A 5,214-nucleotide genomic window follows, 5' to 3' on the forward strand; every position below is an offset into this window, starting at 1 on the left:
GTTAGGAAATAAGTTCTTTGAAAGATTGGAAACAACAGTACGTAATTTTAGGATTACGGTAAGGAAGAGACAGCAATTGAATTATATCCGACGTTGATTTCGAGAGAGATTAATAGTCAGACAAACTTTTTTACAATGGAGAGTTTGATCCTGGCTCAGGATGAACGCTAGCGGCAGGCTTAATACATGCAAGTCGTGGGGCAGCACAGTATAGCAATATATGGGTGGCGACCGGCAAACGGGTGCGTAACACGTACGCAACTTTCCTTCAAGCGGGGAATAGCCCAGAGAAATTTGGATTAATACCCCATAAGATATAGATGTGGCATCACATTTTTATTAAAGCTCCGGCACTTGAAGATGGGCGTGCGGCTGATTAGGTAGTTGGCGGGGTAACGGCCCACCAAGCCAACGATCAGTAGCTGATGTGAGAGCATGATCAGCCACACGGGCACTGAGACACGGGCCCGACTCCTACGGGAGGCAGCAGTAAGGAATATTGGTCAATGGACGCAAGTCTGAACCAGCCATGCCGCGTGAAGGATGAAGGTCCTCTGGATTGTAAACTTCTTTTATTTGGGACGAAAAAAGGGTTTTTTAACTCACTTGACGGTACCAGATGAATAAGCACCGGCTAACTCCGTGCCAGCAGCCGCGGTAATACGGAGGGTGCAAGCGTTATCCGGATTCACTGGGTTTAAAGGGTGCGTAGGCGGGTATGTAAGTCAGCGGTGAAATCCCCGAGCTTAACTTGGGAACTGCCGTTGATACTATATATCTTGAATGTTGTGGAGGTTAGCGGAATATGTCATGTAGCGGTGAAATGCTTAGATATGACATAGAACACCCATTGCGAAGGCAGCTAACTACGCAAATATTGACGCTGAGGCACGAAAGCGTGGGGATCAAACAGGATTAGATACCCTGGTAGTCCACGCCCTAAACGATGATTACTCGACATTGGCGATACACAGTCAGTGTCTGAGCGAAAGCATTAAGTAATCCACCTGGGAAGTACGATCGCAAGATTGAAACTCAAAGGAATTGGCGGGGGTCCGCACAAGCGGTGGAGCATGTGGTTTAATTCGATGATACGCGAGGAACCTTACCTGGGCTAGAATGCCATTTGACCGCCGGTGAAAGCTGGTTTTGTAGCAATACACAGATGGTAAGGTGCTGCATGGCTGTCGTCAGCTCGTGCCGTGAGGTGTTGGGTTAAGTCCCGCAACGAGCGCAACCCCTATCATTAGTTGCCATCAGGTAAAGCTGGGAACTCTAATGAAACTGCCGTCGTAAGACGTGAGGAAGGAGGGGATGATGTCAAGTCATCATGGCCTTTATGCCCAGGGCTACACACGTGCTACAATGGGCGCTACAAAGGGCAGCCACTTGGCAACAAGGAGCTAATCCCAAAAAAGCGCTCTCAGTTCGGATTGCAGGCTGCAACTCGCCTGCATGAAGCTGGAATCGCTAGTAATCGTAGATCAGCAATGCTACGGTGAATACGTTCCCGGACCTTGCACACACCGCCCGTCAAGCCATGGAAGCCGGGTGTACCTAAAGTCGGTAACCGCAAGGAGCTGCCTAGGGTAAAATCGGTGACTGGGGCTAAGTCGTAACAAGGTAGCCGTACCGGAAGGTGCGGCTGGAATACCTCCTTTTTAGAGCAAAGTCGTCCTTTTTAGCTGTTGTTTTCATTCTTTTAATTTTATTGGTTTATAGCAGTTCTTTGGATAGCAAAAAAGACCCGTTCAGACCCGTAGCTCAGTTGGTTAGAGCGCTACACTGATAATGTAGAGGTCACCAGTTCAACTCTGGTCGGGTCTACTATTTGAAGCGATAAAGCTAGTGGCTAGTAGCTGATAGCTGATAGCTGATAGCTCCAACAACATATGGGGGGTTAGCTCAGTTGGCTAGAGCATCTGCCTTGCACGCAGAGGGTCATCGGTTCGACTCCGATATCCTCCACAAAAAAGTTCTTTAGAAAATTAAAAGAGATGTAACCGTAAAGGCGGTTAAGGGGTTCAAAGCCACTTACATCACAACATCATTTATTTATAATCGTAGAGAGAAGTAAGTAAAATGATATAGTTCTTTGACATATTGGGAAAGCAAAATCAAAAAAAGAGAATAAGAGCTAAGTAACTTTAAGTAGTTATGAAGCAGAAAGTTTTTTAAAGCAAATAAGAGCGCATGGTGAATGCCTTGGGTCTGAGAGGCGAAGAAGGACGTGGTAAGCTGCGATAAGCTTCGGGGAGCTGCACACAAGCGATATATCCGAAGATTTCCGAATGGGACAACCCAGTACTGTGAAGCAGTATTATCCGAAAGGAAGCCAACCTCCTGAACTGAAACATCTAAGTAGGGAGAGGAAAAGAAAATAATAATGATTCCCTGAGTAGTGGCGAGCGAAAAGGGAAGAGCCCAAACTTATTCCGCGTGCGGAATGAGGGTTGTAGGACCACATTTAGAAATTATTAATAAGCTGAATCATTTGGAAAGATGAGCCATAGCAGGTGATAGCCCTGTAAGTATACCTTAATAAGGACGAGTGGTATCCTGAGTAGCGCGGGACCGGAGAAATCTTGCGTGAAACTGCCAGCACCATCTGGTAAGGCTAAATACTCCTCAGACACCGATAGTGAACCAGTACCGTAAGGGAAAGGTGAAAAGTACCCCAAATAGGGGAGTGAAATAGTACCTGAAACCGTGCGCTTACAAGCGGTCGGAGCTCAGCAATGAGTGACGGCGTGCCTTTTGCATAATGAGCCTACGAGTTGCTCCTCACTGGCGAGGTTAAGTTCATCAATAACGGAGCCGAAGCGAAAGCGAGTCCGAATAGGGCGAATAGTCAGTGGGGGCAGACGCGAAACTTTGTGATCTATCCATGGGCAGGTTGAAGGCGGGGTAACACCCACTGGAGGACCGAACCCGTTGACGTTGAAAAGTCTTGGGATGACCTGTGGATAGGGGTGAAAGGCCAATCAAACTGAGAGATAGCTCGTTCTCCCCGAAATGTTTTTAGGAACAGCCTCGGATATAGAAGTTTACTAGAGGTAGAGCTACTGATTGGGCTAGGGGGCTTCACCGCCTACCAAACCCTGACAAACTCCGAATGCTAGTAAATATCTCCGGGAGTGAGGCTGCGGGCGCTAAGGTCCGTGGCCGAGAGGGAAATAACCCAGATTAGCAACTAAGGTCCCTAATACATAGTTAAGTTGATCAAACGCGGTGGGATTTCAATAACAGCCAGGATGTTTGCTTGGAAGCAGCCATTCATTTAAAGAGTGCGTAACAGCTCACTGGTCGAGAGATCCTGCACGGAAAATAATCGGGCATCAAACTATGAACCGAAGTTCTAAAATTGTACATGTACAATTGGTAGGGGAGCATTGAAATCTGCGTAGAAGGTGATGGGTTACCATTGCTGGAGCGATTTCAAACGAAAATGTAGGCATAAGTAACGATAAAAGGAGTGAAAAACTCCTTCGCCGAAAGTCTAAGGGTTCCTGATCAACGTTAATCGGATCAGGGTTAGTCTGGTCCTTAGGAAAACCCGAAAGGGGTATCTGATGGAAAGCTGGTTAATATTCCAGCACCTGCTATGCAATGAAAGTGACGGAGCGCCGTGGTTACTACGTACGGACGGAAGTGTACGTTGAGTGGAGTCTTCGGACGAAGCGAAGTAATAAAAGTGCTTCCAAGAAAAGCGAGCATAGCGGCCAGTACCGCAAACCGACACAGGTAGACGGGATGAGTATTCTAAGGCGCTCGGGTGAGCCGTGGAGAAGGAACTAGGCAAATTGACGCTGTAACTTCGGGATAAAGCGTACCGCAGCGATGCGGTCTCAGTAAATTGGTTCAACCAACTGTTTAACAAAAACACAGGGCCCTGCAAAATCGTAAGATGACGTATAGAGCCTGATACCTGCCCGGTGCCGGAAGGTTAAGGAAGGATGTTCGGAGTAATCCAAAGCTTCTGACTGAAGCCCCGGTAAACGGCGGCCGTAACTATAACGGTCCTAAGGTAGCGAAATTCCTTGTCGGGTAAGTTCCGACCTGCACGAATGGTCTAATGAGTTGAACACTGTCTCCTCCACGAGCCCGGTGAAATTGTAGTATCGGTGAAGATGCCGGTTACCCGCCACGGGACGGAAAGACCCCGTGAACCTTCACTACAACTTTGCATTGATTTTGAGCAACAAATGTGTAGGATAGTTGGGAGACTATGAAGTAGTGTCGCCAGGCATTATGGAGTCAACGTTGAAATACCAACCTTTTGTTGCTTAGAACCTAATCCCTAACGGGAGACATTGCATGGTGGGTAGTTTGACTGGGGTGGTCGCCTCCTAAAAAGTAACGGAGGCTTGCAAAGGTACCCTCAGTACGGTTGGTAATCGTACATAGAGCGCATTAGTAAAAGGGTGCTTGACTGTGAGGCAAACACGCCGAGCAGGAGCGAAAGCTGGCTAAAGTGATCCGGTGATTCTGTATGGAAGGGTCATCGCTCAAAGGATAAAAGGTACTCCGGGGATAACAGGCTGATCTTACCCAAGAGCTCATATCGACGGTAAGGTTTGGCACCTCGATGTCGGTTCGTCACATCCTGGGGCTGGAGAAGGTCCCAAGGGTTCGGCTGTTCGCCGATTAAAGTGGCACGTGAACTGGGTTCAGAACGTCGCAAGACAGTTCGGTCCCTATCTGTGGTGGGCGTTAGTAAATTGAGTGGACATGCTCTTAGTACGAGAGGACCGGAGCGTATGTACCGCTGGTGTATCGGTTATGCCGCCAGGTGTAATGCCGAGTAGCTACGTACAGCAAGGATAAACGCTGAAAGCATCTAAGCGTGAAACCTTCCACAAGATGAGTTTACTTTTAAGGGTCGTCAGAGACTATGACGTTGATAGGCTACAGATGTAAAGCTGGTAACAGTTGAGTCGAGTAGTACTAATTGCCCGTAAGCTTTAATTTTATCTATATCATTAGTGATATAACCTTATTTAATTTGATTGATGAGTGATCCCAATATGTACATTATTACAAGCGGTTGTATGGTAGCGAAAAGCTATTAGATAACAGCAAAGATTTTATGGTGGTTATACCGGGGGTGTTCACCTCTTCCCTTTCCGAACAGAGAAGTTAAGTCCCCCATGGCCGATGGTACTGCAAAAAAATGTGGGAGAGTAGGTAGCCGCCATTCTTATTTACAGCGCC

2 tRNA genes and 3 rRNA genes are annotated in these 5,214 nt (G+C 47.4%); all 5 read left to right on the forward strand.

From position 1 onward, the window contains the following. Positions 1-132: 132 nt before the first annotated feature. The 5 genes from GD597_RS21550 to rrf all read left to right on the forward strand — a co-directional run bounded on the left by GD597_RS21550 (position 133) and on the right by rrf (position 5,200). Positions 133-1,661: ribosomal RNA gene (locus GD597_RS21550) — 16S ribosomal RNA — on the forward strand. Between the two features lie 92 nt (positions 1,662-1,753). Beyond that, a tRNA-Ile gene (locus GD597_RS21555) sits at positions 1,754-1,827 on the forward strand. Between the two features lie 67 nt (positions 1,828-1,894). After that, a tRNA-Ala gene (locus GD597_RS21560) sits at positions 1,895-1,968 on the forward strand. A gap of 205 nt (positions 1,969-2,173) precedes the next feature. Continuing rightward, positions 2,174-4,971, forward strand: a 23S ribosomal RNA gene (locus tag GD597_RS21565). Positions 4,972-5,088: 117 nt separating this feature from the next. Further along, positions 5,089-5,200 (forward strand): 5S ribosomal RNA (gene rrf, locus GD597_RS21570). The 16S, 23S and 5S rRNA genes sit together here with 2 tRNA genes alongside, the layout of an rRNA operon. Positions 5,201-5,214: the final 14 nt, after the last annotated feature.

The sequence above is a fragment of the Limnovirga soli genome, from assembly GCF_013106755.1.
Classification (GTDB): domain Bacteria; phylum Bacteroidota; class Bacteroidia; order Chitinophagales; family Chitinophagaceae; genus Limnovirga; species Limnovirga soli.